Source organism: Streptomyces sp. NPDC018833, from assembly GCF_044390825.1.
Taxonomy (GTDB): domain Bacteria; phylum Actinomycetota; class Actinomycetes; order Streptomycetales; family Streptomycetaceae; genus Streptomyces.
In genome coordinates this window covers 118,963-145,955 of record NZ_JBIRZM010000013.1, presented here as the reverse complement: position 1 = coordinate 145,955, position 26,993 = coordinate 118,963, and the positions used below count along the sequence as shown (strand labels likewise).

The 26,993-nt window shown below is 70.9% G+C and carries 27 protein-coding genes; 2 read left to right on the top strand and 25 right to left on the bottom strand.

Annotated features, from left to right (window positions below; translation table 11 throughout):
* Nucleotides 1–116: 116 nt before the first annotated feature.
* From metK to pyrR, 13 genes are all read right to left on the bottom strand, one after another.
* Complete coding sequence (metK, locus tag ACH5AF_RS24950; RefSeq protein ID WP_215183149.1) at nt 117–1,325, bottom strand: methionine adenosyltransferase; 1,209 nt, start codon at nt 1,323–1,325, stop codon at nt 117–119.
* 273 nt (nt 1,326–1,598) lie between these two features.
* Entirely contained in the window at nt 1,599–2,819 is a 1,221-nt protein-coding gene (gene coaBC / locus ACH5AF_RS24945; RefSeq protein WP_398904485.1) for a bifunctional phosphopantothenoylcysteine decarboxylase/phosphopantothenate--cysteine ligase CoaBC, read from the bottom strand.
* 101 nt (nt 2,820–2,920) lie between these two features.
* Nucleotides 2,921–3,193 carry a DNA-directed RNA polymerase subunit omega gene (rpoZ, locus tag ACH5AF_RS24940; protein WP_005319902.1) on the bottom strand — a complete coding sequence of 91 codons (273 nt, stop codon included), beginning with the start codon at nt 3,191–3,193 and terminating at the stop codon, nt 2,921–2,923.
* Between the two features lie 42 nt (nt 3,194–3,235).
* A complete protein-coding gene (gene gmk / locus ACH5AF_RS24935) occupies nt 3,236–3,799 on the bottom strand; it encodes a guanylate kinase (protein ID WP_398904350.1) in 564 nt (187 codons plus the stop codon).
* A 38-nt stretch (nt 3,800–3,837) separates the two neighbouring features.
* Nucleotides 3,838–4,161, bottom strand: coding sequence for an integration host factor (locus tag ACH5AF_RS24930; protein WP_005319887.1), 324 nt, complete (start codon nt 4,159–4,161; stop codon nt 3,838–3,840).
* Nucleotides 4,162–4,491: 330 nt separating this feature from the next.
* Entirely contained in the window at nt 4,492–5,340 is an 849-nt protein-coding gene (gene pyrF, locus ACH5AF_RS24925; RefSeq protein ID WP_398904349.1) for an orotidine-5'-phosphate decarboxylase, read from the bottom strand.
* Entirely contained in the window at nt 5,337–6,449 is a 1,113-nt protein-coding gene (locus tag ACH5AF_RS24920) for a quinone-dependent dihydroorotate dehydrogenase (protein WP_398904347.1), read from the bottom strand. Before ACH5AF_RS24920 ends, pyrF begins: the two co-directional genes overlap by 4 nt.
* A 53-nt stretch (nt 6,450–6,502) precedes the next feature.
* Nucleotides 6,503–9,811, bottom strand: a complete 3,309-nt coding sequence (gene carB, locus ACH5AF_RS24915; protein ID WP_398904345.1) for a carbamoyl-phosphate synthase large subunit — start codon at nt 9,809–9,811, stop codon at nt 6,503–6,505.
* Nucleotides 9,804–10,979, bottom strand: a complete 1,176-nt coding sequence (gene carA, locus ACH5AF_RS24910) for a glutamine-hydrolyzing carbamoyl-phosphate synthase small subunit (protein WP_398904343.1) — start codon at nt 10,977–10,979, stop codon at nt 9,804–9,806. Before carA ends, carB begins: the two co-directional genes overlap by 8 nt.
* Entirely contained in the window at nt 10,976–11,542 is a 567-nt protein-coding gene (locus ACH5AF_RS24905; RefSeq protein ID WP_398904342.1) for a hypothetical protein, read from the bottom strand. The genes carA and ACH5AF_RS24905 overlap by 4 nt, the downstream gene beginning before the upstream one ends.
* Nucleotides 11,539–12,825, bottom strand: a complete 1,287-nt coding sequence (locus ACH5AF_RS24900) for a dihydroorotase (protein ID WP_398904340.1) — start codon at nt 12,823–12,825, stop codon at nt 11,539–11,541. The genes ACH5AF_RS24905 and ACH5AF_RS24900 overlap by 4 nt, the downstream gene beginning before the upstream one ends.
* Nucleotides 12,826–12,830: 5 nt before the next feature.
* Nucleotides 12,831–13,808 (bottom strand): aspartate carbamoyltransferase catalytic subunit, encoded by a 978-nt coding sequence (locus ACH5AF_RS24895; protein WP_398904338.1) that lies wholly within the window; start codon nt 13,806–13,808, stop codon nt 12,831–12,833.
* A gap of 95 nt (nt 13,809–13,903) precedes the next feature.
* Nucleotides 13,904–14,479 (bottom strand): bifunctional pyr operon transcriptional regulator/uracil phosphoribosyltransferase PyrR, encoded by a 576-nt coding sequence (pyrR, locus tag ACH5AF_RS24890; protein WP_398904336.1) that lies wholly within the window; start codon nt 14,477–14,479, stop codon nt 13,904–13,906.
* A 230-nt stretch (nt 14,480–14,709) separates the two neighbouring features.
* Here pyrR and bldD point away from each other — a divergent pair, with 230 nt between their 5' ends.
* Nucleotides 14,710–15,210 (top strand): transcriptional regulator BldD, encoded by a 501-nt coding sequence (gene bldD / locus ACH5AF_RS24885; protein ID WP_093608484.1) that lies wholly within the window; start codon nt 14,710–14,712, stop codon nt 15,208–15,210.
* A gap of 464 nt (nt 15,211–15,674) precedes the next feature.
* Nucleotides 15,675–16,142: an NUDIX hydrolase gene (locus ACH5AF_RS24880; protein WP_398904333.1), complete on the top strand. Its 468-nt coding sequence runs from the start codon at nt 15,675–15,677 to the stop codon at nt 16,140–16,142.
* 303 nt (nt 16,143–16,445) lie between these two features.
* Here the strand turns inward: ACH5AF_RS24880 and nusB are convergent, their stop codons facing one another.
* The 12 genes from nusB to ruvX form a co-directional block, all read right to left on the bottom strand.
* The gene (gene nusB, locus ACH5AF_RS24875) at nt 16,446–16,874 is read right to left on the bottom strand and encodes a transcription antitermination factor NusB (protein WP_398904331.1); all 429 of its coding nucleotides are present in this window, start codon (nt 16,872–16,874) and stop codon (nt 16,446–16,448) included.
* Nucleotides 16,875–16,876: 2 nt separating this feature from the next.
* Complete coding sequence (gene efp / locus ACH5AF_RS24870; RefSeq protein WP_177153303.1) at nt 16,877–17,443, bottom strand: elongation factor P; 567 nt, start codon at nt 17,441–17,443, stop codon at nt 16,877–16,879.
* 59 nt (nt 17,444–17,502) lie between these two features.
* Nucleotides 17,503–18,609, bottom strand: a complete 1,107-nt coding sequence (locus ACH5AF_RS24865; protein WP_398904329.1) for an aminopeptidase P family protein — start codon at nt 18,607–18,609, stop codon at nt 17,503–17,505.
* Between the two features lie 266 nt (nt 18,610–18,875).
* On the bottom strand, nt 18,876–19,736 hold the full coding sequence (locus ACH5AF_RS24860; RefSeq protein WP_398904328.1) for a Pro-rich N-terminal domain-containing protein: 861 nt from the start codon (nt 19,734–19,736) through the stop codon (nt 18,876–18,878).
* Between the two features lie 137 nt (nt 19,737–19,873).
* On the bottom strand, nt 19,874–20,314 hold the full coding sequence (gene aroQ, locus ACH5AF_RS24855; protein ID WP_398904327.1) for a type II 3-dehydroquinate dehydratase: 441 nt from the start codon (nt 20,312–20,314) through the stop codon (nt 19,874–19,876).
* Complete coding sequence (gene aroB / locus ACH5AF_RS24850; RefSeq protein WP_398904325.1) at nt 20,311–21,405, bottom strand: 3-dehydroquinate synthase; 1,095 nt, start codon at nt 21,403–21,405, stop codon at nt 20,311–20,313. Before aroB ends, aroQ begins: the two co-directional genes overlap by 4 nt.
* Complete coding sequence (locus ACH5AF_RS24845) at nt 21,402–21,959, bottom strand: shikimate kinase (RefSeq protein WP_398904323.1); 558 nt, start codon at nt 21,957–21,959, stop codon at nt 21,402–21,404. The genes aroB and ACH5AF_RS24845 overlap by 4 nt, the downstream gene beginning before the upstream one ends.
* Nucleotides 21,956–23,140, bottom strand: a complete 1,185-nt coding sequence (gene aroC / locus ACH5AF_RS24840) for a chorismate synthase (RefSeq protein ID WP_398904322.1) — start codon at nt 23,138–23,140, stop codon at nt 21,956–21,958. The genes ACH5AF_RS24845 and aroC overlap by 4 nt, the downstream gene beginning before the upstream one ends.
* A 173-nt stretch (nt 23,141–23,313) precedes the next feature.
* Nucleotides 23,314–23,778 carry a hypothetical protein gene (locus ACH5AF_RS24835; RefSeq protein ID WP_398904320.1) on the bottom strand — a complete coding sequence of 155 codons (465 nt, stop codon included), beginning with the start codon at nt 23,776–23,778 and terminating at the stop codon, nt 23,314–23,316.
* 51 nt (nt 23,779–23,829) lie between these two features.
* Entirely contained in the window at nt 23,830–24,666 is an 837-nt protein-coding gene (locus ACH5AF_RS24830) for a shikimate dehydrogenase (RefSeq protein ID WP_398904318.1), read from the bottom strand.
* The gene (gene mltG / locus ACH5AF_RS24825; RefSeq protein WP_398904316.1) at nt 24,656–26,410 is read right to left on the bottom strand and encodes an endolytic transglycosylase MltG; all 1,755 of its coding nucleotides are present in this window, start codon (nt 26,408–26,410) and stop codon (nt 24,656–24,658) included. The genes ACH5AF_RS24830 and mltG overlap by 11 nt, the downstream gene beginning before the upstream one ends.
* A gap of 102 nt (nt 26,411–26,512) precedes the next feature.
* Nucleotides 26,513–26,986 carry a Holliday junction resolvase RuvX gene (gene ruvX / locus ACH5AF_RS24820; protein WP_398904484.1) on the bottom strand — a complete coding sequence of 158 codons (474 nt, stop codon included), beginning with the start codon at nt 26,984–26,986 and terminating at the stop codon, nt 26,513–26,515.
* Nucleotides 26,987–26,993 lie beyond the last annotated feature (7 nt).

The window sequence follows — 26,993 nt, the reverse complement described above, 5'->3', positions numbered from 1 at the left end:
CCAGCTTGACCAAAGAGATAGGGGCCCCTGCCCCGGCAAACGCCGGCTGCACCCCGCCCCGACACGCACAACGGCCCCGGACCTCGACGGTCCGGGGCCCTGGCGTGAGCGGGTGGCTACAGACCCGTCGCCGCGCGCAGTGCGTCCACGCGGTCCGTGCGCTCCCAGGCGAAGTCTGGGAGCTCGCGGCCGAAGTGGCCGTACGCCGCGGTCTGGGCGTAGATCGGCCGGAGCAGGTCGAGGTCACGGATGATCGCCGCCGGGCGCAGGTCGAAGACCTCGGCGATGGCCTGCTCGATCTTGTCGACGTCGACCGTGGCGGTGCCGAAGGTCTCGACGAACAGACCGACGGGCTCCGCCTTGCCGATCGCGTACGCGACCTGGACCTCGCAGCGGGCCGCGAGGCCGGCCGCGACGACGTTCTTCGCGACCCAGCGCATGGCGTACGCCGCCGAGCGGTCCACCTTCGACGGGTCCTTGCCGGAGAACGCGCCGCCGCCGTGGCGGGCCATGCCGCCGTACGTGTCGATGATGATCTTGCGGCCGGTCAGGCCGGCGTCGCCCATCGGGCCGCCGATCTCGAAGCGGCCGGTCGGGTTCACCAGGAGGCGGTAGCCGTCGGTGTCGAGCTTGATGCCGTCCTCGACCAGCTGCTTGAGCACGTGCTCGACGACGAACTCGCGGATGTCGGGCGCGAGCAGCGAGTCCAGGTCGATGTCGGACGCGTGCTGCGAGGAGACCACGACGGTGTCGAGGCGGACGGCCTTGTCTCCGTCGTACTCGATGGTGACCTGGGTCTTGCCGTCGGGACGCAGGTAGGGGATGGTGCCGTTCTTGCGGACCTCGGACAGGCGGCGCGAGAGCCGGTGGGCGAGGTGGATCGGCAGCGGCATCAGCTCGGGCGTCTCGTCGCAGGCGTAACCGAACATCAGCCCCTGGTCGCCGGCGCCCTGCTTGTCGAGCTCGTCCTCGTCGCCCTCGACGCGCTTCTCGTAGGCCGTGTCGACGCCCTGCGCGATGTCGGGCGACTGCGCGCCGATGGACACCGAGACTCCGCAGGAAGCGCCGTCGAAGCCCTTCTTCGAGGAGTCGTAACCGATCTCGAGGATCTTGTTGCGCACGAGCGTGGGGATGTCGGCGTACGCCTTGGTGGTCACCTCACCGGCGACGTGCACGAGGCCGGTGGTGATCAGGGTCTCCACGGCGACCCGGGACGTCGGGTCCTCCCGCAGAAGGGCGTCGAGAATCGTGTCGCTGATCTGGTCGGCGATCTTGTCGGGGTGACCCTCGGTCACGGACTCCGAGGTGAAGAGACGGCGGGACACATCGCTCCCTGGGGTTGCAGCGGCTGCTGGCTGATCATTGACGGACCGGCAGGGGGCTGCGCCCCGCGACGTTCCGCGACCCAGTTTATCGGTCGCGTTCCACCACCGGACACCCCGTCTCGCAGCTTGGGAGCCCCCTGACCTGTGGTCCATGGCCGAGACGCTATGACCATAGCGCCTGTGGCCTGAGCGATTCGCCACATTTCACAGGTTTCTCGCGGCCGGACCGTCGTCGGAAATTCGCCCAGTGTTCGTCACAAGCGTGCCGGGCCCTCAGTCGAGACGGGGGACGACGAGGTCCCAGACCGTGTCGGCGAGCGCTTCCTTGGGGCCGTGGGGAACGGGCGTCTCGGCGCCGTCCGCGGCCAGCACGATCGCCTCGTTCTCCTCGGCGCCGAAGGTCCTGCGCTCCCCCACCTCGTTGACGACGAGCAGGTCACAGCCCTTGCGGCGCAGTTTGTCGCGTCCGTTGGCGAGGACGTCGTCGGTTTCGGCGGCGAAGCCGACGATCACCTGCCCCGGGCGGGCGCGGTCGGCCGAGATCTCGGCCAGGATGTCGGGATTGCGGACCAGTGTCACGGTCGGCGCCCCGGCGCCGTCCTTCTTCTTGATCTTTCCGGTGGCGTACTCGGCGGGCCGGAAGTCGGCGACGGCAGCGGCCATGACCACCGCGTCGGCGTCCGCGGTGGCCTTCAGGACGGCCTCGCGCAGCTGGACCGCCGTACCGACGTGGACGACGTCGACGCCCGCGGGGTCGGGCAGGGAGGTGTTCGCCGCGACGAGCGTGACACGGGCGCCCCGGGCGGCCGCCGTGCCGGCCAGGGCGTAGCCCTGCTTGCCGGAGGAGCGGTTGCCGAGGAAGCGGACCGGGTCCAGGGGCTCACGGGTGCCGCCGGCGCTCACGACGACATGGCGGCCGGCGAGGTCGGGACCGGCCGCACCGCGGGCGAGCACCCGGCGGCACACCTCGAAGATCTCGCCGGGCTCGGGCAGCCGGCCCTTGCCGGTGTCGACGCCGGTGAGACGCCCGACGGCCGGCTCGATGACGACGGCGCCGCGACGCCGCAGCGTGGCGACGTTCTCCTGGGTGGCGGGGTGCTCCCACATCTCGGTGTGCATCGCCGGGGCGAAGACGACGGGACAGCGGGCCGTGAGCAGGGTGTTGGTGAGCAGGTCGTCCGCGAGGCCGTGAGCGGCCTTGGCGAGCAGGTCGGCGGTGGCGGGGGCGACGACGACGAGGTCGGCGTGCTGGCCGATGCGGACGTGCGGGACGTCGTGGACGTCGTTCCAGACCTCGGTCGAGACGGGGTGCCCGGACAGGGCCGACCAGGTCGCCGCGCCGACGAAGTTCAGGGCCGACGCGGTCGGCACGACCTGGACGTCATGGCCGGACTCGGTGAGCCTGCGCAGCAGCTCGCACGCCTTGTACGCGGCGATTCCGCCACTGACCCCCAGGACGACCCTCGGCCTGACACCCGCGTCCACTGCGTCCATTGCGTCCACTGCGCGCCTCCCCGCACTCGGTTGCTTTCCCCATCAGACACCACAGGCCCGGCGGATGCTCCGCCGGGCCTGTGGTGAAGAACGAATCGCGCCTACTGCGCCGGACCCTCGATGGCCTCGGAGGTCAGCAGGCCGGCGTTGATCTCGCGCAGGGCGATCGACAGCGGCTTCTCGTGGACGTGGGTGTCCACCAGCGGACCGACGTACTCGAGCAGGCCCTCACCGAGCTGCGAGTAGTACGCGTTGATCTGGCGCGCGCGCTTGGCCGCGTAGATCACGAGGCTGTACTTCGAGTCGGTGGCCTCGAGCAGCTCGTCGATCGGAGGGTTGATGATGCCCTCGGGCGCGGTGATGGAAGAGGACACGCTATGCCTTCCGAAGAACTTGCAGAAAGATCGGACAAAAGATCAAACAACTGCCATCAAGGCTAGCAGCTCACGCGCCACGTCCTCGACGGAGGTGTTGACCAGGGTCGTATCGAACTCCGACTCGGCGGCGAGCTCGACCTTCGCGACCGCCAGCCGGCGTTCGACGACCTCTGCGGACTCGGTGCCGCGACCGGTGAGGCGGCGGACCAGCTCGTCCCAGCTCGGTGGGGCCAGGAAGACCAGCTGCGACTCCGGCATGGACTCCTTGACCTGCCGCGCACCCTGGAGATCGATCTCCAGCAGCACCGGCTCGCCCGCCTCCAGGCGGTCGAGGACCGCGCGACGGGGCGTGCCGTAGCGGTTGCCCGCGAACTCGGCCCACTCCAGCAGCTCGTCGCCCGCGACCAGCTTGTCGAACTCGTCGTCCGTGACGAAGAAGTACTGGACGCCGTGCTTCTCGCCGGGCCGCGGCTTCCGGGTGGTCGCCGACACCGAGAGCCAGACGTCGGGGTGGACCTTGCGCATATGGGCGACGACCGTGCTCTTGCCGACCCCGGAGGGGCCGGAGAGCACGGTCAGCCGCGGACGTACCTCTGCTGCCATGCAGCGATTATCCAGGTTCCCGGGGGTGCCCGAGAACGTCAGGCGGCGCCGCCGCCGAACTCGCGCTCCAGGGAGGCGATCTGGTTGGAGCCGAGACCACGGACTCGGCGGCTCTCGGAGATGCCGAGCCTCTCCATGATCTGCTTGGCGCGGACCTTGCCCACGCCCGGCAGGGACTCGAGCAGGGCGGAGACCTTCATCTTGCCGATGACGTCGTTCTCCTGACCCTGCTTGATGACCTCGTGGAGGGAGGCGCCGGAGTGCTTGAGTCGATTCTTGACCTCGGCCCGCTCCCGGCGAGCCGCGGCGGCCTTTTCGAGCGCGGCTGCGCGCTGTTCAGGGGTAAGGGGCGGAAGAGCCACGCCTACGTCACCTCGGATGTCGAACTGTCGGATACGGACCGGTGAGGAACCTAGTCGCCCCACACCAGGCGAGCAACGAGCAACGCAGTACGCCTTTGCCGGACGCTGCCTGCACGTTCGCTCTTCGACGGAGACTAGCGGCCATCACCGCTCCAGTCAGCGAGAACAGACGAAAAGTCCTGGTCAGCATCGACCGATCGGGACATTTCAGGCATAACGACTGCCTTTTCGGCCAAGAAGTACAGCAAGAGGCCTGAGCCGCAGGTTCCGGCGGTCACACAGAGCGCGGGCCCGGTACCCGAGAGCGCACACGCCGGGCCCGGCACGCGGTCAGACCTCCGCGGACGCCACCGCTTCGCGCACCTCGTCCGCGAACCGCTCCGCCGCCGAGCGCAGCGAGGCGGCGTCCGGGCCGTGCTTGAGTACGGCCCGGCTGACGCTCGGCACGACGTTGCCGACGGCCGCGCCGAAGACGCCCGGCAGGTCCGCCGGGGTCGCCCCCTGGACGCCGATGCCCGGGGCCAGCAGCGGCCCGTTGATGTCGAGATCCACGCCGGTGACGCCGAGCGTGGCGCCGACGACCGCACCGACGGAGCCGAGCGGCTCGGCGCCCTCGTTCTCGGCGGCCATGTGGTCGAGCATCAGCTGCGCCAGGGACTGCCCGTTCGCGGCCGTGGACCGCTGCACCTCGGCGCCCTCCGGATTGGAGGTCAGGGCGAGCACGAAGACACCGCAGCCGCTCAGCACGGCCTGGTCCAGCGCGGGCCGCAGTGAGCCGAAGCCGAGGTACGGCGAGACGGTGACGGCGTCCGAGAACAGCGGCGAGTCCTTGCGCAGGAACGTCTCCGCGTACGCGCCCATGGTCGAGCCGATGTCGCCGCGCTTGGCGTCCATGAGGACCAGCGCACCGGCGGCCCGGGCCTCCTCGACGGCCTTCTCCAGGATGGCGATGCCGCGCGAGCCGAAGCGCTCGAAGAACGCCGACTGCGGCTTGAGAACGGCGACCCGGTCGGCGAGCGCCTCGACCGTGGTGCGGGTGAACCGCTCCAGGCCGTTCACGTCGTCGTTCAGGCCCCACGCGGTCAGCAGGGAGGCGTGCGGGTCGATGCCGACGCACAGCGGGCCACGGGTGTCCATGGCGCGGCGCAGTCGTGTGCCGAAGGGCTCCAGAGGGCTCATGCGGTGGCTGCCTTTCGCGTCTCGGCGCCGACGGCATCGGCGAGGGTGGTGTACGGACTGGCCGCGAGGCGTGCGGCCAGGCCCTTGTGGATCGCGCGGGCGTAGAACGGGCCCTCGTAGACGAACGCGCTGTAGCCCTGGACGAGCGTGGCGCCCGCCAGGATGCGCTGCCAGGCGTCCTCGGCGTTCTCGATGCCGCCGACGCCGACGAGCGTGATGCGGTCGCCCACGCGCGCGTACAGCCGGCGAAGGACCGCCAGGGAGCGTGCCTTGACCGGCGCGCCGGACAGGCCGCCGGTCTCCGCCACCAGTTCGGCCGGGGACGTGAGGCCGAGGCCCTCGCGGGCGATCGTGGTGTTGGTGGCGATGATGCCGTCGAGGCCGAGCTCGACGGCGAGGTCCGCCACGGCGTCGACGTCCTCGTCCGCGAGGTCGGGCGCGATCTTGACGAGCAGCGGGACGCGGCGGTCGGTGACCGTGCGGTCGGCGGCCTCGCGTACGGCGGTGAGCAGCGGGCGCAGCGACTCGGTGGCCTGGAGGTTGCGCAGGCCGGGGGTGTTGGGCGAGGAGACGTTGACGACGAGGTAGTCGGCGTGGGCCGCCAGGCGCTCGGTGGAGGTGACGTAGTCGGCGACGGCTTCCGCCTCCGGGACGACCTTCGTCTTGCCGATGTTGACGCCGACGGTCGTACGGAAGATCTCGCGGCGGGCGGCGAGACGGGCGGCGACGGCGGCCGAGCCCTCGTTGTTGAAGCCCATGCGGTTGATCAGCGCGCGGTCCGGGACGAGCCGGAAGAGGCGCTTGACGGGGTTGCCGGGCTGGGGCTGCGCGGTGACCGTGCCGATCTCGACGTGGTCGAAGCCGAGCATGGCCATGCCGTCGATGGCGACGGCGTTCTTGTCGAAGCCGGCGGCGAGCCCGAACGGGCCGTGCATCCGCAGCCCGAACGCCTCGGTGCGCAGCTCCTTGAAGCGCGGCGCGAGGGCGGCGGCCACGAAGGTGCGCAGGACGGGGATGCGGGCCGCGAGCCGGATCCACCGGAAGGCCAGGTGGTGGGCCTTCTCGGGGTCCATGCGGGTGAAGACGAGGCGGAAGAAGAATGTGTACACAGCGGTGTCCTCATGAGGAGGGGGACACCGTTTCCGGTGTCCCCCTCGGGTGACTAGTCGCGGGCCGCGGTCAGGTGTTCCGCGTGTTCCTGAAGCGATCGGACGCCCACGCCTCCGTGGTTGAGGGCGTCGATGCCCTGGACGGCGGCTGCGAGCGCCTGGACCGTCGTGAGGCACGGCACGGAGCGGGCCACCGCCGCCGTGCGGATGTCGTAGCCGTCGAGGCGGCCGCCGGTGCCGTACGGGGTGTTGATGATGAGGTCGACCTCGCCGTCGTGGATGAGCTGGACGATGGTGCGCTCACCGTTCGGCCCGGGGCCCTCGGACTGCTTGCGCACGATGGTGGCGCTGATGCCGTTGCGCTTGAGCACCTCGGCCGTGCCGGACGTGGCGAGCAGCTCGAAGCCGTGCGCGACCAGCTCGCGGGCCGGGAAGATCATCGAGCGCTTGTCGCGGTTGGCGACGGAGACGAAGGCGCGGCCCTTGGTGGGCAGCGGGCCGTAGGCGGCGGCCTGCGACTTGGCGTACGCCGTGCCGAAGACCGAGTCGATGCCCATGACCTCACCGGTGGAGCGCATCTCCGGGCCGAGGATGGTGTCCACGCCGCGGCCGTGCACGTCGCGGAAGCGCGACCAGGGCATGACGGCCTCCTTGACGGAGATCGGCGCGTCCAGCGGCAGGGTGCCGCCGTCGCCGCTCTTCGGCAGCAGGCCCTCCTCGCGCAGCTCGGCGATGGTCGCGCCGAGCGAGATGCGCGCGGCGGCCTTCGCGAGGGGGACCGCGGTCGCCTTCGAGGTGAAGGGGACGGTCCGGGAGGCCCGCGGGTTGGCCTCCAGCACGTAGAGGATGTCGCCGGCCATCGCGAACTGGATGTTGATCAGGCCGCGGACGCCGACACCCTTGGCGATGGCCTCGGTGGAGGCACGCAGGCGCTTGATGTCGAAGCCGCCGAGGGTGATCGGAGGCAGGGCGCAGGCCGAGTCGCCGGAGTGGATGCCGGCCTCCTCGATGTGCTCCATGACGCCGCCGAGGTAGAGCTCATGGCCGTCGTAGAGCGCGTCGACGTCGATCTCGATCGCGTCGTCGAGGAAGCGGTCGACGAGGACCGGGCGGGTCGGGGAGATCTCGGTGGACTCGGCGATGTACGCCTCGAGGCGCGCCTCGTCGTAGACGATCTCCATGCCCCGGCCGCCGAGCACGTACGACGGGCGGACCAGGACCGGGTAGCCGATCTCGTCGGCGATGGCCTTGGCGCCGGCGAAGGTGGTGGCGGTGCCGTGCTTGGGCGCGGGCAGCCCGGCCTCGGCGAGGACCTGGCCGAAGGCGCCGCGGTCCTCGGCGGCGTGGATGGCCTCCGGGGAGGTGCCGACGACCGGGACGCCGTTGTCCTTCAGCGCCTGAGCGAGACCCAGCGGGGTCTGGCCGCCGAGCTGGACGACGACACCGGCGATGGGGCCAGCGAGCGACTCGGCGTGGACGATCTCCAGCACATCCTCGAGCGTGAGCGGCTCGAAGTACAGGCGGTCGGAGGTGTCGTAGTCGGTGGAGACGGTCTCCGGGTTGCAGTTGACCATCACGGTCTCGTACCCGGCGTCGTGCAGCGCGAAGGAGGCGTGGACGCAGGAGTAGTCGAACTCGATGCCCTGGCCGATGCGGTTGGGGCCGGAGCCGAGGATGATCACGGCGGGCCGGGTGCGCGGCGCGACCTCGGACTCCTCGTCGTAGGACGAGTAGAAGTACGGGGTCCGCGCGGCGAACTCGGCGGCGCAGGTGTCGACCGTCTTGTAGACCGGGCGGATGCCGAGCGCATGGCGGACCTCGCGCACGACGTCCTCGCGCAGGCCGCGGATCTCGGCGATCTGGGCGTCGGAGAAGCCGTGGCGCTTGGCCTCGGCGAGCAGCTCGGGGTGGAGCTTCTCGGCGGCGGCGAGCTCGTCCGCGTACTCCTTGATCAGGAACAGCTGGTCGACGAACCAGGGGTCGATCTTCGTCGCCTCGAAGACCTCCTCGGGCGTGGCGCCCGCGCGGATGGCCTGCATGACGGTGTTGATGCGGCCGTCCGTGGGGCGCACGGCCTCACGCAGCAGCTCGTCCTTGTCGCCCACCTCGCCGGTGAAGGAGAACTGGCTGCCCTTCTTCTCCAGGGAGCGCAGGGCCTTCTGGAGCGCCTCGGTGAAGTTGCGGCCGATGGCCATCGCCTCGCCGACCGACTTCATGGTGGTGGTGAGGGTGGAGTCCGCCTGCGGGAACTTCTCGAACGCGAACCGCGGGGCCTTGACGACGACGTAGTCGAGGGTCGGCTCGAAGGAGGCCGGGGTCTTCTCCGTGATGTCGTTCGGGATCTCGTCCAGCGTGTAGCCGACGGCGAGCTTCGCGGCGATCTTGGCGATCGGGAAGCCGGTTGCCTTGGACGCGAGGGCGGAGGACCGGGAGACGCGCGGGTTCATCTCGATGACGATGATCCGGCCGTCGTCGGGGTCGACGGCGAACTGGATGTTGCAGCCGCCGGTGTCGACACCGACCTCGCGGATGATCGCGATGCCGATGTCGCGCAGGCGCTGGTACTCGCGGTCGGTGAGCGTCATTGCCGGGGCGACGGTGATGGAGTCACCGGTGTGGACGCCCATCGGGTCGAAGTTCTCGATGGAGCAGACGACCACGACGTTGTCGTGCTTGTCGCGCATCAGCTCCAGCTCGTACTCCTTCCAGCCGAGGATGGACTCCTCCAGGAGCACCTCGGTGGTCGGGGAGAGCGTGAGGCCCTGACCGGCGATCCGGCGCAGCTCGTCCTCGTTGTGGGCGAAGCCCGAGCCGGCGCCGCCCATGGTGAAGGACGGGCGGACGACGACGGGGTAGCCGCCGAGGGTCTCGACGCCCTTGATGACGTCGTCCATCGAGTGGCAGATGACCGAGCGGGCGGACTCGCCGTGGCCGATCTTCTCCCGGACGGCCTCGACGACCTCCTTGAACAGGTCGCGGTCCTCGCCCTTGTTGATGGCCTCGACGTTGGCGCCGATCAGCTCGACACCGTACTTCTCCAGCACACCCTGCTCGTGCATGGAGATGGCGGTGTTGAGCGCGGTCTGGCCGCCGAGGGTGGGCAGCAGCGCGTCGGGGCGCTCCTTGGCGATGATCTTCTCGACGAACTCCGGGGTGATCGGCTCGACGTAGGTCGCGTCGGCGATCTCCGGGTCGGTCATGATCGTGGCCGGGTTGGAGTTGACCAGGATGACGCGCAGACCCTCGGACTTGAGGACGCGACAGGCCTGGGTGCCGGAGTAGTCGAACTCGGCGGCCTGGCCGATGACGATCGGGCCGGAGCCGATGACCAGGACGGACTGGATATCGGTGCGCTTAGGCACGCTCGGCCTCCATCAGGGCTGTGTTCATCAAAGACATGAAGCGGTCGAAGAGGTACGCGGCGTCGTGCGGGCCCGCGGCCGCCTCGGGGTGGTACTGGACGCTGAAGGCCGGCTGGTCGAGCAGTTGGAGGCCCTCCACCACGTTGTCGTTGAGGCAGACGTGGGAGACCTCGGCGCGGCCGTAGGGGGTGTCGGAGACCTTGTCGAGGGGGGCCTCGACGGCGAATCCGTGGTTGTGCGCGGTGACCTCGACCTTGCCGGTCGTACGGTCCTGCACGGGCTGGTTGATGCCGCGGTGGCCGTACTTCAGCTTGTACGTGCCGAAGCCGAGCGCGCGGCCGAGCAGCTGGTTGCCGAAGCAGATGCCGAACAGCGGGGTCCTGCGCTCCAGGAGCGCCTTGATGACGGTCAGGTCGGCGGTGGCGGGGTCGCCGGGGCCGTTGGAGAGGAAGACGCCGTCGGGGTCCACCGCGTAGACGTCGTCGGCGGTGGCGGTCGCGGGCAGGACGTGCACCTCGATGCCGCGCTCCGCCATGCGCTGCGGGGTCATGCCCTTGATGCCGAGGTCCAGGGCGGCGACGGTGAACTTCTTCTCGCCGATGGCCGGGACGACGTACGCCTCGGTGGTGGTGACCTCGGAGGAGAGGTCGGCGCCCTTCATCTCGGGGGCCTGCTGCACGCGCGCGAGCAGGGTGGCGTCGTCGGCCGGCCCCGCGCCGGAGGCGCTGGTCAACGCAGGGCCGGAGAAGATGCCGACGCGCATAGCGCCGCGCTCGCGCAGGTGGCGGGTGAGCGCGCGGGTGTCGATGCCGCTGATGCCGACGACGCCCTGAGCGGTCAGCTGCTCGTCGAGGGAGCGGCGGGAGCGCCAGCTGGAGGGAATGCGGGCGGGGTCGCGGACGACGTACCCGGCGACCCAGATCCGCTTGGACTCGTCGTCCTCGTCGTTGACGCCGGTGTTGCCGACGTGCGGCGCGGTCATGACCACGACCTGGCGGTGGTACGACGGGTCCGTCAGTGTCTCCTGGTAGCCCGTCATTCCGGTGTTGAACACCGCCTCGCCGAAGGTCTCCCCCACGGCCCCGTAGGCACGGCCGCGGAAGGTGCGGCCGTCCTCCAGGACGAGTACGGCGGGAGCCTTGGCGGCTCCCCGGGTGGAGATCGTCATCGTGCGGTGCCTTCCGTCGTGTTGATCATGTTGGTGAGGGTCTCGACCCATTCGCTCTGCTCTGCCGCGTGGTCGGAGCGGAAGCCGGAGTCGATCAGCCGGTCGCCGTGCGCCCAGGTGACGATCAGCAGACCGCCCTCGGCGAGGACCTTGCCCGCGATGCCCTTGTCGAGCCGGGCCTCGCGCAGTGCGTCCTTCGGTACGAAGAAGTCCGACGCACCGGGACGTACGACGACCAGTCCCGCGTCGGTGAGCGTGAGCTCGACCCGGCTGCGGGTCCCGAGCCCGTGGGCGACGATCCGGTCGAGCCACTGCCCGGCGGTGGTGGAGCCGTGGTAGCGGCCGGTCATCGTCAGTTTCGCCGTGCCGGGCTCCGCGGGCGCCGCGGGCAGCTCGGGCAGGTCCGACTGGAGGCTGCCGCGCCATTTCCAGCCCTGGCGCATCAGCCAGTAGACGAAGGCGATGAACAGCAGCAGTCCGGCGACCCAGCCGAGGCGGGCCGCCCAGTCGGTCACCTCCGCGGACTTCTGCTCCGCCGCCAGGTTGATGAGTGCAGGTGTCACGCCAGCTTCCCGTCCACGAGCGTAGCCCGGCCCCGCAGGAAGGTGTGGGTGACGCGTCCCGGCAGCTCGCGGCCCTCGTAGGGGGTGTTGCGGCTGCGGGAGGCGAAGCCCGCGGGGTCCACCTCACCACGGTATGCCGGATCGACGAGGGTGAGGTTCGCGGGCTCACCAGCCGAGACGGGCCGCCCGTGGCCCATGGCCCGGCCGATCCGCGCGGGCGCGTACGCCATGCGGTCGGCGACGCCGGCCCAGTCGAGCAGGCCGGTCTCGACCATCGTCTGCTGGACGACGGACAGGGCGGTCTCCAGGCCGACCATGCCCATGGCGGCCGCGGCCCACTCGCAGTCCTTGTCCTCGTGCGGGTGGGGGGCGTGGTCGGTGGCGACGATGTCGATCGTGCCGTCGGCGAGCGCCTCGCGCAGGGCCATCACATCGCGCTCGGTGCGCAACGGCGGGTTGACCTTGTAGACCGGGTTGTAGGAGCGGACCAGCTCGTCGGTCAGGAGGAGATGGTGCGGCGTGACCTCGGCGGTGACGTCGATGCCGCGGGACTTGGCCCAGCGGACGATCTCGACGGACCCGGCGGTGGAGAGGTGGCAGATGTGCACGCGGGAGCCGACGTGCTCGGCGAGGAGGACATCGCGGGCGATGATCGACTCCTCGGCGACGGCGGGCCAGCCGCCGAGGCCGAGCTCGGCGGAGACGATGCCCTCGTTCATCTGGGCGCCCTCGGTGAGCCTCGGCTCCTGGGCGTGCTGGGCGACGACGCCACCGAAGGCCTTCACGTACTCCAGCGCGCGGCGCATGATCACGGCGTCGTCGACGCACTTGCCGTCGTCGGAGAAGACGGTGACGCCGGCGGCGGACTCGTGCATGGCGCCGAGCTCGGCGAGCTTCTTGCCCTCCAGGCCGACGGTGACGGCGCCGATGGGCTGCACGTCGCAGTAGCCGGACTCCTTGCCGAGCCGGTAGACCTGCTCGACGACGCCGGCGGTGTCGGCGACCGGGAAGGTGTTGGCCATGGCGAAGACGGCGGTGTAGCCGCCGCTCGCGGCGGCACGCGTGCCGGTCAGGACGGTCTCGGAGTCCTCCCGGCCCGGCTCGCGCAGATGGGTGTGCAGGTCGACGAGCCCGGGCAGGAGGACCTGCCCCCGGGCCTCGATCACCTGGGCGCCCTCGGCGGACAGCCCGGTGCCAACGGCCGCGATGGTCTCGCCGTCGATCAGGACGTCCTGCGCCTCGCCGCCGAGTACCTTCGCACCGCGGATCAGGATCTTGCTCATGGTTCTTACTTCTCCTCGGTACGGGACTGGGGGGCGTCGGATTCGTTGCCGCCGAGCAGCAGGTAGAGCACGGCCATGCGGATGGAGACGCCGTTGGCGACCTGCTCGATCACCGTGCAGCGGTCGGAGTCGGCCACCTCGGCGGTGATCTCCATGCCGCGGACCATCGGCCCGGGATGCATCACGATGGCGTGTTCGGGCATCTTGGCCATGCGGTGGCCGTCCAGGCCGTAGCGGCGGGAGTACTCGCGCTCGGTCGGGAAGAAGGCGGCGTTCATGCGCTCGCGCTGTACGCGGAGCATCATCACGGCGTCGGACTTGGTCAGGGTGCTGTCCAGGTCGTACGAGACCTCGCAGGGCCAGGTCTCGACGCCGACCGGCACAAGGGTGGGCGGCGCGACGAGGGTCACCTGGGCGCCGAGGGTGTGCAGCAGGTCGACATTGGAGCGGGCGACCCGGCTGTGCAGGACGTCCCCGACGATCGTGATCCGCTTGCCGGCCAGGTCCTGGCCGAGGCCCGCGTCCCTGCCGACGAGGCGGCGGCGCATGGTGAAGGCGTCCAGCAGGGCCTGGGTGGGGTGCTGGTGGGTGCCGTCGCCGGCGTTGATGACGGGAGCGTCGATCCAGCCCGAGGTGGCGAGGCGGTAGGGGGCGCCGGAGGCACTGTGCCGTATGACGACGGCGTCGACGCCCATCGCCTCCAGGGTCTGTGCGGTGTCCTTCAGGGACTCGCCCTTGGAGACGCTGGAGCCCTTGGCTGCGAAGTTGATGACGTCGGCGGACAGGCGCTTCTCGGCGGCCTCGAAGGAGATCCGGGTACGGGTGGAGTCCTCGAAGAAGAGGTTGCACACCGTGCGGCCGCGCAGGGCGGGGAGCTTCTTGATCGGCCGGTCGGCCACGCGGGCCATCTCCTCGGCGGTGTCGAGGATCAGAACGGCGTCGTCGCGGGTGAGATCGGCGGCCGAGATGAGGTGGCGCATCATCTGGGTGATTTCTCCAGGTCTGTGGAGGTTCGTGAGACATGCGGGCGCGCAGCAACGCACGCCGTACGGGAAGAAAAGGGCGTACGGAAGCGGTGCTAGCGCTCGCCGGCCGGGGCGGTCTCCCTCAGCCCGAGCAGCACGGTGTCGCGACCGTCCTCCTCGGCGAGCTGGACCTTGACCGTCTCGCGCAGCGACGTGGGGAGGTTCTTGCCGACGTAGTCGGCGCGGATGGGCAGCTCACGGTGGCCGCGGTCGACCAGGACCGCGAGCTGCACGGCCCGGGGGCGGCCGAGGTCGCCGAGGGCGTCGAGGGCGGCGCGGATCGTGCGGCCGGAGAAGAGCACGTCGTCGACGAGGACGACGAGACGACCGTCGACGCCGTCGCCGGGGATCTCGGTGCGCTCGAGCGCACGCGCGGGCTTGAGCCGCAGGTCGTCCCGGTACATGGTGATGTCGAGGGAGCCGACCGGGACCTTCCGGCCGGTGATGCCTTCGAGCTTGTCGGCGAGCCGGCGGGCGAGGACCACACCGCGGGTCGGGATGCCGAGGAGCACCACGTCGTCGGCGCCCTTGGCGCGTTCGACGATCTCGTGGGCGATGCGGGTCAGTACCCGCGCGATGTCGGGCGCCTCGAGGACGGGGCGGGCCGCATCGGAGTTCTGCGTGTCCATATGAAACGGACCTCCTTCTCCGCCTCACGGGACGGACCTTAAAGGACGTCGGAATTGCGCCGCCCACGTTACCAGTGCTTGATGGGTGTACTGGTCCGGGTACGCCGGCCCGTGACCGAAACCGGTCCGGACCGTTCGGCTTGACTCAGCCAAGTCACGCTGCGTAACCTCACAGTGAGTTACCAGTCGCGCGGCGGAGCCGCACGTTGTCACAGCGTCCGGGGAGCTATATGTCCAGCGAATACGCAAAACAGCTCGGGGCCAAGCTCCGCGCCATCCGCACCCAGCAGGGGCTGTCCCTCCACGGCGTGGAAGAGAAGTCCCAGGGCCGCTGGAAGGCCGTCGTGGTCGGCTCGTACGAGCGCGGCGACCGTGCCGTGACCGTACAGCGCCTCGCCGAGCTCGCGGACTTCTACGGCGTCCCGGTGCAGGAGCTGCTGCCGGGCACGACGCCGGGCGGGGCCGCCGAGCCGCCGCCGAAGCTCGTCCTCGACCTGGAGCGCCTGGCCCACGTCCCGCAGGAGAAGGCGGGCCCGCTACAGCGCTACGCGGCGACGATTCAGTCCCAGCGCGGCGACTACAACGGCAAGGTGCTCTCGATCCGCCAGGACGACCTGCGCACGCTGGCCGTGATCTACGACCAGTCGCCCTCGGTCCTGACGGAGCAGCTGATCAGCTGGGGCGTCCTGGACGCGGACGCGCGGCGTGCGGTCGCACACGAAGAGGCCTGACCTCTCCTTTTTGAAAAAACGTCACACCGAAGGGCGGGCCCGGCTGAGACCGGCCCGCCCTTCACCATGGTCGCCCAGCGACGAGGCGAGCGGCGTACCTCTGGGGGCGCCTGAGGGCCTTTGAGGGCGCGGGGGCGCGGGGCAGCTGTCGCCCCCCTTCGTGGGCGCGCCACAGGGCATGACGGGACCGCGTGAGCCCCGGCCGCGGCGGCCGCGGCCCCGCCCCTGCGCGGGCGCCCAGGGCAGCGGGGCCTCACACGAGCCGGCTGGTCAGCCCGACGTAGAGGCCGACAGGGCGCCCCATGCGGGCAGGTCTCGCGCGGCGTACCCAGCCCGGCACAGGGCCCCCGCACAGCGGGCTCGCGGCCCGGGGGCAGACCTGACGCACGCGGGGCCGCTTGACCGGAGCCCGCTGAGGCCGCCGGCGCTGGACAGGGTCCGGTGAGAGGTGTGGGGTGCAGGGGATGAGTCTGCGGCTGGCGGCGTACGCCGTGTGCATCGAGGACGGGCATGTGCTGCTCGCCCGTCACGTACCACCGAAGGGCGGGAGCAACTGGACTCTTCCGGGCGGTCGAGTCGAGCACGGGGAGGATCCGTTCGATGCGGTGATCCGGGAGGTCGCCGAGGAGACCGGCTGCGACGCGGCGGTTGAACGCCTGCTGGGCGTGGACTCGAGAATGATCCCCGCGGCCGCCGCGCGAGCGGGAGTCGAGCACCAGAATGTCGGCATCTTCTACCGGGTCCGTATTGCGGACGGCCGGCTGCGGCCTGAGCCGAACGGCGAAATCGACGAGTCCGTCTGGACTCCGATTCCCGATGTCGCTTGCCTGCGCCGGTCATCGCTGGTCGACATCGGCCTCGCCCTGGCACAGACCGTTCCGGCGACCGGCCACGTCGCTCCCGTCCCGGTCGGCGGCCTGATCCAGCACTGAGGCAAGCTGTTCGTGAGTGGGCCGGAGGGCACGTCTGCGACGTGCCCTCCCAGCGCGCGTCGCCGCGCACCCCGCCCGGGCCCGCACACCGGGCGGGGTGAAGCCTGCCCTGCCGGGCAGGCAACAGGCGCCTCGCAGCCCGCGTGTGCACTGAATCCTCACAGAACCGATCGGTGGCCGAATCCTTTCGGTGCGGGGCACGGAGCAGTCGATGAAGCGCGTGGCCGAAAAGCACCGGGCCCGGGGCAGAAGACGGTCTTCTTCTGCCCCGGGCCCGGTGAAGCCGGCGCGCCGCCGCTCGGTTCAGTCGCGGCGGAGGGTCGGCTTGAGGTCCTTGAAGCGGCCCAGCAGGCCGTTCACGAAGGACGGAGACTCGTCGGTGGAGAACTCCTTGGCGAGCTGCACCGCCTCGTCGATCACGACCGCGTCGGGCGTCTCGTCCATCCACACCAGCTCGAACGCACCGAGCCGCAGGATGTTGCGGTCGACGACCGGCATCCGGTCCAGCGTCCAGCCGACCGCATACGTGGCGATGAGCTCGTCGATACGGGCCGCGTGCTCCGCGTAACCCTCGACGAGGTCCATGGTGTACTCGGCGACCGGCGGCTGACGGTCGTCAGAGCGGGCGTGCCGGACCCAGTCCGCGAGGACCGTCTGCACGGACGCCCCGCGCTGGTCGGCCTCGAAGAGGATCTGGAAGGCACGCTTGCGGGCCTTGTTACGGGCAGCCACGGTTAGCTGTTCACCCGGCCGAGGTAGTCGCCCGAGCGTGTGTCGACCTTGATCTTCTCGCCGGTGGTGATGAACAGCGGGACCTGGATCTCGTAGCCGGTCTCCAGGGTGGCGGGCTTGGAGCCCCCGGTGGAGCGGTCGCCCTGCACGCCCGGCTCGGTGTGCTGGATGGTGAGCTCGACGGCGGCCGGGAGCTCGACGTAGAGCACCTCGCCCTCGTGCTGCGCGACGCTGGCCGTGAAGCCCTCGATGAGGAAGTTCGCGGCGTCGCCGACCTGCTTGCGGTCGATCATCAGCTGGTCGTAGGTCTGCATGTCCATGAAGACGAAGTACTCGCCGTCCATGTACGAGAACTGCATGTCGCGTCGGTCGACGGTGGCCGTCTCGACCTTCACGCCTGCGTTGAAGGTCTTGTCGACGACCTTGCCGGAGAGCACGTTCTTGAGCTTGGTGCGCACGAAGGCCGGGCCCTTGCCGGGCTTGACGTGCTGGAACTCGACGACGGACCAGAGCTGGCCTCCGTCGAGCTTGAGCACCATGCCGTTCTTGAGGTCGTTCGTGGAAGCCACGGTTGCGGAATCTCCTGGACTGACGCTGGTGGACGACCCAGTGGCTGCGGAGGCGCGCATTACAGCGCGAGCAGCTCCTTGGTCGTGATGGTGAGTAGCTCGGGTCCGCCGTCCGCCTCCTGGCGCACGACGAGCGTGTCATCGATCCGGACGCCGCCCCGGCCCGGGAGGTGGACCCCCGGTTCGACGGTGACCGGCACGCAAGCGTCCAGTTTACCCATGGCCGCAGGGGCGAGCTGCGGGTCCTCACCGATTTCGAGCCCGACACCGTGCCCCGTGCGGGGCGCGAGGGCCTCGCCATGGCCCGCCGCGTCCAGGATCTGGCGGGCCGCGTGGTCCACCTCGCGGTAGGCGGCCCCCGGCAGCAGGGCCTCCCGGCCGGCGCGCTGAGCGGCGAACACGAGCTCGTACAGCTCGATCTGCCAGTCCGCCGGAGTCGTGCCGATCACGAACGTGCGGCCGATCTCGCAGCGGTACCCGCGGTAGTTGGCACCCAGGCAGACGGACAGGAAGTCGCCCTCCTCGACGCGGCGGTCGCTGGGGCGGTGGCCGGGCCGTCCGGAATTCGGTCCGGTGGCCACGGAGGTGGGGAAGGCGGGGCCGTCGGCGCCGTGGTCGACGAGACGGCGCTCCAGCTCCAGCGCGAGGTGCCGTTCGGTGCGGCCCACGAGGATCGACTCGAGGAGCTCGCCGAGGGCCTGGTCGGTGATCTCGCCGGCGATGCGCAGACAGGCGATCTCGTCCTCGTCCTTGACGATGCGCTGCTGCTCGACGGCGAGGCCGAGGTCGGTGATGTGCAGGCGCGGTGCGACGGACGTCAGGGCCCGGTGACGCGCGACGGTCAGATGGTGCTCCTCGACGGCGAGGGCTTCGGCGGAGGCACTGCGCGCCAGCTCGGCCGCGGCGACGGCCGGGTCGCCTGCGGACGTGGGCAGTACGGTCAGCCGCAGTTCCTCGTCGGGCCGCCCGTCGGCGGGGTCGCCTGTGGGGGTGCGGGGGCACAGCAGGGCGTCCTCGTCGGGGCCGAGCAGCAGTACGGCGCCGGGCGGGGCGGTGCCCGCGAGATAGCGGACATTGGCGGGGCGGGAGATCAGAACCGCTGCGCTGCCGGCGGCGGCGCACCGGTCGCGCAGCCGACCGCGTCGGGCGCCAAACACCTCGGACATTCTCCGAGCCTACGAGCCCGATGGCGGGTCGGCCTGGTGACGCGGCCGAGCGGGGGCCCTCCCCTGGGGCTCCGTGCCCACGCCGGGCGGCCCTGGTGATCCGGCCGCGCGGCCGGGGCAAGCCCGCACGCGGAGCACGTTCAGGCGCGAACGCCACCGGGCACATCACGCCCCGCTGGGGCCTCCCACGCCCGCCAGGCCGTAGGGGGATCGAGGCGCGGGGCTCGGGGCACGGCCCCGGTCAGGGCGCCCATGCCTGAAGCGCGTCACCAGTTCGGTGGGCTGGCGATCGCGCGCGCCAGGACGTCGTCCAGGACGCGCGCGGTCGTCTCGACGTCGTACTTCGAGTTGTCGATGATCGGCAGGCCCGAGCCGTACCAGCCCGCCATCCGGCCGTGGATGCCCGCGACCTCCTCGTCCGAGAGGCGGCGGTTGCCCGTGCGCTCTGCGTTGCGCTCGAGGACGATCTCCAGGCCCGGCAGGAGCACCACCGGCAGCAGCCCGGGGCCGACGTGGCGCTTCCAGCCGCCGAGACCGACGACCGGGCGGTCGGGGAAGACCGCGTCGTCGAGGATGCAGGAGATGCCGTTGGCCAGGAAGTTGCGCGCGGCGAAGCCGCAGGTGCGGCGGGCGAGGCGGTACTGGGCCTCGGAGTTGTCGTTCCAGCCGTCCTGGGGGTCGGCGAAACCTGAGCACACCCATTCGCGGACGTCGTCGAGGCTGATGTGCGCGGTGGGCACCCGCCGGTGCCTGGCCCAGTGGCGGGCCACCGTCGTCTTGCCCGCGCCGGCCGGGCCGATCAGCAGCACGGCGAGCATGGCCGTCCCCGTGCCGCTGTCGGCGGGAGGCGGGTCGGGCAGGGGAACGGGCTGGCCGGGCGGCAGTTGGATGTGTCCGGTGGTCTCACGGGACGGCGGAACGGACGGATGCTGCGGGACGGTCCCGTTCCACCCCGGCTGCGCGGGGGCGGGCATCGGCGGTCCGGTCATCGGAGGAGGCGGCGGCGGAGCGGGCGGCCCGGCGGGAGGCCCGGGGACCGGCCCCGGATGGTGGGCGCTGGGTGTCCATGCGGCCGATCCCTGCCCCGGGCGGTGGGGCGGCAGCGGAGCCCCCACTGCGTGCTGCATCCGGTGCCACTCCGTCTCGTACGACTGACGCTGATCTCCCGAACGGTACCCTCCCGGAGCCGTTCGGATGTGCGACCGCCCCCGGCCGCTGTCGTCACAACGGCCGGGGGCGGCGAGAAGTGCCCGGTCCGGCGGCGTCAGCCGTCCAGTTCACCGGCCAGCGCGCGCAGCGCGAGCCGGTAGGAGCCGATGCCGAAACCCGCGATGGTCCCGCTGGCGACCGAGGCGACGACGGACGTGTGCCGGAAGGCCTCGCGCGTGTACGGGTTGGAGATGTGCACTTCGATCAACGGGGCGGTCCGCTGCGCTGCCGCGTCGCGCATCGCGTACGAATAGTGCGTGAACGCACCGGGGTTGAGAACGACCGGAATCGATCCGTCGGCGGCCTCGTGGAGCCAGCGGATCATCTCGCCCTCGTCGTTGGTCTCCCGCACCTCGACGTCGAGGCCGAGCTCCTTGCCGAGCGCCTGGCAGGTCTCCACGAGCCCGGCGTACGACGTCGCGCCGTACACGTCGGGCTCGCGGGAGCCGAGGCGGCCGAGGTTGGGGCCGTTGAGCACCAGTGTCCGGCGGCTCATGCGGAGACCTCCCCGTACGCCGCGAGCAGCACCGCCGGGTCGGGGCCCTCGAGGACGGTCGGCTTGGCGAGGCCGTCGAGGACGATGAAGCGCAGCATGTTCCCGCGGGACTTCTTGTCGACCTTCATCGTCTCCAGCAGCTTGGGCCACTGGTCACCGCGGTAGGTCAGCGGGAGCCCGACGGATTGCAGGACGGCGCGGTGCCGGTCGGCGGTGGCGTCGTCCAACCGTCCGGCGAGACGGCCCAGTTCGGCGGCGAAGACCATGCCGACCGAGACGGCCGCGCCGTGCCGCCACTTGTAGCGCTCGTTCTTCTCGATCGCGTGGGCGAGGGTGTGCCCGTAGTTGAGGATCTCGCGCAGGCCGGACTCCTTGAGGTCGCTGGAGACCACGTCGGCCTTGACCCGGATGGAGCGCTCGATGAGTTCGGCGGTGTGCGGGCCCGTGGGCGTGCGCGCTCCCTCGGGGTCGGCCTCGATGAGGTCGAGGATCACCGGGTCGGCGATGAAACCCGCCTTGATGACCTCGGCCATGCCGCTCACGTAGTCGTTGACGGGCAGGGAGTCGAGCGCGGCCAGGTCGCAGATCACGCCCGCCGGCGGGTGGAAGGCGCCGACGAGGTTCTTGCCCTCGGCGGTGTTGATGCCGGTCTTGCCGCCGACGGCCGCGTCCACCATGGCGAGCACGGTCGTGGGCACGGCGATCCAGCGGACGCCGCGCAGCCAGCTGGCCGCGACGAACCCGGCGAGGTCGGTCGTGGCCCCGCCGCCGACGCCGACGATCACATCGGTGCGGGTGAAGCCGGTCTGGCCGAGCGCCTTCCAGCAGTAGGCGGCGACCTCGGCGGTCTTGGCCTCCTCCGCGTTGGGCACCTGGATGGCGACGGCCTCGTAGCCCTGCTCGGCGAGGTCCCCGCGCAGCGCCTCACCGGTCTCGGCGAGCGCTTCGGGATGTATGACGGCCACGCGCTGGGCCTTCGGCCCGATGAGCCCGCCCAGCTCGCCGAGGAGCTGCCGTCCGACCAGCACCTCGTACGGGTCGGTGCCGGCCGTGCCGCCTACCTGGATACGCGTCACTGCGTGGTCAGTCACTTCTTCTCCTGCCGGGGGTCCGGGGTCTTACCCCCGGGAATTACCGTCTTCAGCTCCAGCGCGTCGAGGACCGCGCGGGCGACCTCGTCAGGTGTGCGGTCGTCCGTCGCGACGACGAGGCGCGCCACCTCGGTGTACAAGGGCCGCCGGGCGTCCATGAGTTCACGCCACTGCCGGCGCGGATTGACGGCGAGCAGCGGGCGGGCGGTGTTGAGTCCGACGCGCCGCACCGCCTCCTCCACGTCCATGGACAGGTAGACGACAGGCAGTCCGGCCAGCAGCTCCCTGGTGCCCTCGTCGAGGATCGCGCCGCCGCCGAGGGAAAGGACACCGGTGTGCTCGGCGAGCGCGGCGCGGACGGCCACGCGCTCCAGCTCCCGGAAGTACGCCTCCCCCTCGTCGACGAAGATGTCCGCGATCTCCCGGCCCTGCGCGGCCACGATGTCGGCGTCGGTGTCCCGGAACTCGACATCGAGGGCCGCGGCCAGCAGCTCACCGACCGTGGACTTGCCCGAGCCCATCGGCCCGACGAGGACGATCAGCGGGGCGCTCACCGGATGTGGAGGTTGTCGAGGTACGACTGCACGTTGCGGCGGGTCTCGGCGACGCTGTCGCCGCCGAACTTCTCGGCAACGGCGTCCGCGAGCACCAGCGCGACCATCGCCTCGGCGACGATCCCGGCCGCGGGCACCGCGCACACGTCGGAGCGCTGGTGGTGGGCGGCCGCGGGCTCGCCGGTGGTGACGTCCACGGTCCGCAGGGCGCGCGGCACGGTCGCGATCGGCTTCATCGCGGCCCGGACGCGCAACAGCTCGCCGGTGGACATGCCGCCCTCCGTACCGCCGGAGCGGCCGCTGCTGCGGCGGATACCGTCCTCGGTCGGCAGGATCTCGTCGTGCGCCTGGGAACCGGGCACCCGGGCGAGGTCGAAGCCGTCGCCGACCTCGACGCCCTTGATGGCCTGGATGCCCATGAGCGCGGCGGCGAGCCGGGCGTCGAGCCTGCGGTCCCAGTGGACGTGCGAGCCCAGACCGACGGGCACGCCGTACGCGAGGACCTCCACGACGCCGCCGAGGGTGTCGCCGTCCTTGTGGGCCTGGTCGATCTCGGCGACCATCGCCTTGCTCGCGTCGGCGTCCAGGCAGCGGACCGGGTCCGCGTCCAGGCGCTCCTCGTCGGCGGGGACGGGGACGACGCCGTAGGGAGCCCTGGCGGACGCCAGCTCGACGACGTGGGAGACGATCTCGATGCCCGTCGTCTCCTTGAGGTACGAACGGGCCACCGCGCCCAGCGCGACGCGCGCCGCGGTCTCCCGGGCGCTGGCGCGCTCCAGGATCGGCCGGGCTTCCTCCAGCCCGTACTTCTGCATTCCCGCGAGATCCGCGTGGCCGGGCCGGGGCCGGGTCAGCGGCGCGTTGCGCGCCAGCTGGGCGAGCTCGTCTGGGTCGACGGGGTCCGCCGACATGACCTGCTCCCACTTGGGCCACTCGGTGTTGCCGACCATGACGGCCACCGGGGAGCCCATGGTGAGGCCGTGCCGTACACCGCCGAGGAAGGTGACCTCGTCACGCTCGAACTTCATCCGGGCACCGCGCCCATAGCCGAGGCGCCGCCTGGCAAGGTGGTCCGCCACCATCTCGGTGGTGATCGGCACACCGGCGGGAAGACCCTCCAGCGTCGCCACCAGTGCGGGTCCGTGCGACTCGCCCGCGGTCAGCCAACGCAACCTGCTCAACGGTGCTCCTCATGCTCTCGCCTGGAACTGCGGCGGCGTGGCCTGGGGCACCTCCCGGCGGCCGCCGGGGGAGCGCGGACCTGGCCCGCCTCCCCCGATCCTCCCACGTCCCGGGCCTTCGCCCGGTCGCCGGTCCAGCAGACGGACGCCTGTGGACAGCCCGGGCGGGGCCGTCAGTCGCCGTCGCGGCGCTGCTGCGGCGCATAGGACCCGAGGTAGTCGGCGCCACTGGACTGCGGCGGGGCTGCCTGCGGGGCCTGCGGGGCGTACTGGCCGAGGTAGTCGGCGCCACTCGGCTGCGGCGGGGCTGCCTGCTGCGGGGCCTGCGGGGCCTGCTGGGCGGGCGCGTACGGGCCGAGGTAGTCGGCACCACTCGGCTGCTGCGTCTGCTGGGCCGGTGCATACGGACCCAGGTGGTCGGCGCCACTCCCCTGGCTGTACTGCGGCGCGGCCACGGGCCGTCCCGTCCGCGCGGCCCGCCGCCGGGCGATCTTCTTCCGGATGGAGGAGATCCAGCCGAGGACGATCAGCAGGACGAGCAGGCACAGCAGCGGGATCTGCAGCCAGTCGGGGAGGAACGAGACAATGCCCTCGAAGATGTTCTTGGCTATCGATGCCTGCGGCTGACCGGTTTCCATGGCCGGACTCCCCCTGTGCTATTGACGTGCTCCTGATCGAACGCGGCGATACTAGCGGGCTTCGAGTGCGCGTTCACCGGCAATGCGCATCGCCCGCAGCGGGGCCGGCGAGCGGCCGGTCATCTGCTCGACCTGGAGCACCGCCTGGTGCACCAGCAGGTCGAGGCCGCCGACCACCGCGCCTCCCCTGCCGGACCAGGCGGCCGCCAGCGCCGTGGGCCACGGCTCGTACAGCACGTCGAACAGCGTGCCCGGCCGCTCCGGCACTTCGGCCGCGAGGGCGTCCGTCGTTCCTGCGGGGGTCGTGGCGACGACGAGCGGGGCGCTCAGCGCCTCGGCGGCGGCGGACCAGTCGGCGACGCGGACGTCGACGCCGAGGCGCTCGCCCCAGCCGCGCATCTCGTCGGCGCGGGCGGCGCTGCGCACATACGCCGTGACCGGCCCGGCGCACACCTGCGCCAGGGCGGCGAGCGCCGAGGACGCGGTGGCACCGGCGCCGAGGACAGCGGCGGACTCGACCTTCCGCACACCGCGCTCCCGCAGTGCGGCCACCATTCCCGGGATGTCCGTGTTGTCGCCGAGGCGCCGGCCGTCGTCGGTGAAGACGACCGTGTTGACGGCCTCCACGGCGGCGGCGGTGTCGCTGATCGCGTCGAGCAGCGGAATGATCGCCCGCTTCAGCGGCATGGTCAGCGACAGGCCCGCCCAGGTCGCGTCCAGTCCCTCGACGAAGCCCGGCAGCGCCGCCTCGTCGACCTCGAACCGGTCGTACGACCAGTCGTCGAGGCCGAGTGCGGCGTAGGCGGCGCGATGCAGTACCGGGGACAGGGAGTGCGCGATGGGCGACCCGAGGACGGCCGCTCGGTGCGCCCCGGTCCTAGCTGTCATTGAACTTGTCCTTCAGCCGCAGGAATTCGTCGTGCGTCTTGGCGAACTCCGTCTTGCTCATGCCGTCCGTGGCGACGAAGTACATCCACCCGTCCTTCGTCGGGTTCAGCGCGGCCGCGATCGCCTCGTTGCCCGGGTTGCTGATCGGCCCGGGCGTCAGGCCCTTCTGGGTGTACGTGTTGTACGGGTCCTGGTTGCTGTTGATCTCGTCCTCAGAGATGTCGATCTTGCTCTGACCCTTGAGGTAGTTGAACGCGGAGTCGAACTGGAGCAGTTGGTTCGTCTCGGTGTTGGTCGGCTTGAGGCGGTTGTAGACGACCTCGGACATCTTGCGGAAGTCGTCGTGCGTCTTGCCCTCGACCTGGACCAGGCTGGCGAGCGTGAGCAGTTCCCAGGGGTTCTTGAGACCGAGACCCTTGGCCTTCGCCTCCAGGCCGGCCTTCTCGTACTCCTGGTTGGCACGGGCGACCATCTTCTTGAGGACCGCCTCCGGCTTGGCGCCCTTGGCGACCGGATAGCTGGCCGGGAAGAGGAAGCCTTCGAGCGGGTCCTTGACGTCGGAGTGGTTCCTGGCCCAGTCCGGGAGGCCCAGGTTGCCGGCCTCCTTCTCGGCGATGTCCTGCGTGGTGCCCGGCTTCAGTTCGAGGCGCTTGTCTATGTCCGCGTAGACCTGGACGTTGCGCCTGCCCTCGGCGATGATCAGGTTGTTGCGGCTGGCGGGGCTCAGCATGAGCTCCACGGCACTCGCCGCCGACATCTCCTTCTTCAGGACGTACACGCCGTCCTGGATCGTGTTGCCCTTCGGGTTCTGCTCCTGGGCTGAGACGAAGGCGTCGACGCTCTTGACGACACCCGCCTCCTTGAGGATGTTGCCGATCTCGTAGCCGCCGGCGCCCTTGGGAATCTCCACCTGGACCGAGCCGGTGCCGTCGCCCGCGTAGTCCGCCGCCGGGCCGAACTGTTCCTGCCAGAACTGGTACCCGAAGTAGCCGGCGCCGCCGAGGCCGCCGATCAGGACCGTCGCGACCACCAGGCAGGCCAGACCGTTGCGGCTCTTCTTGTTGCCTTTGCCGCGCCGGTCGCGGCCACCGCCGCCGCGCGGCTCCTCGTCGTACTCGTCATCGCGGTCGTCGTCACCGCGGCCGTCATCACCCGTGAAGAACGGGTGGGTCTCCTCCTTCGCCGCCTCCGCGTCCCAGTCGGTGACCGGCTCGGGCTGCCGGCGGCCGGGAGGCTGCGGCGGGGGGTACGCCTCGGGGGTGCTGTAGTAGTCGGATCCCTGGGGGCTGCCGTAGCCGGCGGGATCGCCGCCGTAGCCGCCCGCCTGATCCGCTCCGTACGGCATGGCCGCCTGCTGACCAGTGTCCCAGCCACCGTTGTACCGCTGCTGCTGGTACGGGTCCTGCGGCTGCTGGTACGGGTCCGGCATCTGCTGTTGGTAGGGGTCCTGCGTCGCGTACTGCTGCTGGTACGGGTCCTGTTGAGCACCATAGTGCTGCGCCTGCGGGTTCTGCTGCGTGCCGTACTGCTGCACCTGCGGATTCTGCTGCGTGCCGTACTGCTGCACCTGCGGATTCTGCTGCGTGCCGTACTGCTGCTGCGCCTGCGGGTACTGCCGCTGCGGCTGACCGCCGTACGGAGCGTGGCCGGCCGCGGCCTCCTGGCCTCCCCATCCCTGGTCCCCGTACAAAGGGTCCTCGGGGTGCCACGGTTCGGAGCCGGGGCTCCGGCCATACTCAGTCATCGATCCCCTAGGGCCGCGAGACGGAGCGGGACGATCCGCCTCTTTTCTGTGCGGCAGCTGTTCGAACACCGCCGCATCGCGCGGCACGTTACCGTATCGCGATCAGACAACCACTTCGACGCCCTCGCCTGGAGCAGTGCCCGACGCCCGTTCGGACTCCAGAGCGTTCTGGAGGATCACCACAGCGGCAGCTTGGTCGATGACGGACCTGCCCTTCTTGGACTTCACGCCCGAGGCGCGCAGCCCCTGGGTGGCCGTGACCGTGGTCATCCTCTCGTCGACCAGTCGTACCGGGACCGGCTTGATGCCCTGGGCGAGCGTCTGGGCGAAGCTGCGGACCTTCTTGGCCGCCGGTCCCTCACCGCCGCTGAGGGATCGGGGCAGGCCGACGACGACCTCGATCGGCTCGTACTCCTCCACGAGTTGGCGCAGCCGCCGGTGGGCGGCCGGGATGTCGCGTCCCGGCACGGTCTCCACCGGCGTGGCCAGCAGCCCGTCGGGGTCGCACGAGGCGACCCCGATCCGGGCGTCCCCGACGTCGACCGCGAGACGACGTCCTCTGCGCATCTGCGTCACGTCCGGT